We start from the raw sequence: 1,888 nt of genomic DNA, 5'->3' as shown, positions 1-1,888 counted from the left end.
GTTACTTGTTGTCATTCTATAACACTAGTTATAAAACGATTATTGTTGACGTTTGTTTGTTCAGTTTTCAAAGAGCAATTTGTTTGCTTCTATCAGAAGCAACTTTTATATCATATCATATTTAATAGTTGCTAGTCAATAACTTTCTTAAAAACTTTTAACTATTAAATTATCAATTATCGTTACCGTTCGAGGCAACTTTTATATAATACCAATTATTCATTTAATCGTCAACTGTTTTTTTCAGTTTAGCATATATATATGCTTACCTTAAGCACTCTTTTTTCTTAATCCTAATTAATAAAAGAATACTGATCTCTTAAATTGTTAATAAAATCTCTATTTTGAGATTAACAAAATATTGAGTACAGCAGGAAATCACGATTACCTTATTAATTTACATAAGTAATATTTCCCTTCTTTGATTATTATAGTCTTATCTTACAACAATCTATAGGGCACTTTGAATACTCATCGCCAACCTCTATTGTCCTCTCCTAAAAAACCATAATAGTTTTTTCTCGTTTCTTTCTATTGAAATTTTTATCATCGTCCTTATACTTGCGAAAAGGAATTAACCCAAGGATATTCTTTTGGTTCATTTTTATTTTCCCCACTATATTAACTTTTACATGAGAAAAACGCGTTATTTTGTTCCATACAAAAATCCGTATTTAATTTCCAAAACCCGAAAGATACTTCAATGGCTCTTTTGAAAATAAATTATATGGTACAATATGGATGGAGTTAAGTTAGAGTAAAGATATACTAACTAGAAAGCGAGAGATACAATGGAAACTAGTTTAGAAAACCAAATAAAAATTACTGTAAATAGAAATAAGTTTTCAGGAACCATTCTTATCAAAAAAGCAGAAAATAATTTATTTTCTGCAAGTTATGGTTATGCTAATCGTAGCGACAACATAAAAAACACTATAGATACACGCTTTGGCATTGCATCAGGATGTAAATTATTTACGTCAATCGCTATTTGCCAACTTGTCGAGAAAGGTAAACTATCTTTTGAATCAAAATTAGAAGACTGTCTTCCTATTATCTTTCCAAATTTTAATAAAGATATTACCATTCATCACCTTTTAACACACACAGCAGGAATACCAGACTATTTCGACGAGGAAATAATGGATGATTTCGAGGAGTTGTGGATAGACCTTCCCATGTATCACATAAGAAAGTTAACCGATTTTTTGCCTCTTTTTCAGAATAAACCAATGAAATCAAGTGCCGGTGAAAAATTTCATTATAATAATGCAGGATATATTTTGCTTGGATTGGTCATCGAGGAAGTAAGTAAAATGTCATTTACTGATTTTATCGAAGAAAATATTTTTAAAAAGGTCGGAATGCAAAACTCTGGTTATTATGAATTAGATGCTCTTCCAAAAAACACTGCTTTAGGTTATATCGATTTGCCGAACAATAAATGGAGAACAAATATTTACTCATTGCCTGCAAAAGGTGGTGCAGATGGAGGCGCATTTGTAACTGCACTTGATATGTCAAGTTTATGGAATGCACTTCTAACTAATCAATTATTAAGTGATGAATATACTTCCAAGTTACTTACTCCATTTATTCAAACAAAGAAATCAACCGGATTTTATGGTTATGGGTTATGGATAGAGAAAAAGGAAAATGCTATTTTTAAATATCATATTATGGGTTACGATCCTGGAGTTAATTTTCATTCTGCCTTTTACCCCAAATCACAAATTCATACTGTTATCTGTTCAAATAAATCTGAAGGTGCGTTTGAAGTTTCGAAACTCATTGAAGATCAGTTAATATTAAAAATGGAATAAGTCTGTCCCTTACAATAAATTAAGCCAGCACTTTTCCCCACAAAAAAAGACCTAAAAGCAAATTG

General features: G+C 30.1%; 1 protein-coding gene. It reads left to right on the top strand.

Annotated features, from left to right (window positions below; genetic code table 11):
- Positions 1–791 precede the first annotated feature (791 nt).
- Positions 792–1,823 (top strand): serine hydrolase domain-containing protein, encoded by a 1,032-nt coding sequence (locus NSS71_RS25615; protein ID WP_144547505.1) that lies wholly within the window; start codon positions 792–794, stop codon positions 1,821–1,823.
- The last annotated feature ends 65 nt before the right edge of the window (positions 1,824–1,888 follow it).

The sequence above is a fragment of the Niallia sp. FSL W8-0951 genome, from assembly GCF_038006525.1.
GTDB lineage: Bacteria > Bacillota > Bacilli > Bacillales > Cytobacillaceae > Niallia > Niallia circulans.
Note: the sequence above shows the minus strand (reverse complement) of the source record. Positions and strands in the feature narration are given on the sequence as shown.

Bases quoted from the DNA above. Each gene is read 5' to 3' on its own strand.
- NSS71_RS25615 (WP_144547505.1), top strand. From the start codon at position 792: ATGGAAACTAGTTTAGAAAACCAAATAAAAATTACTGTAAATAGAAAT.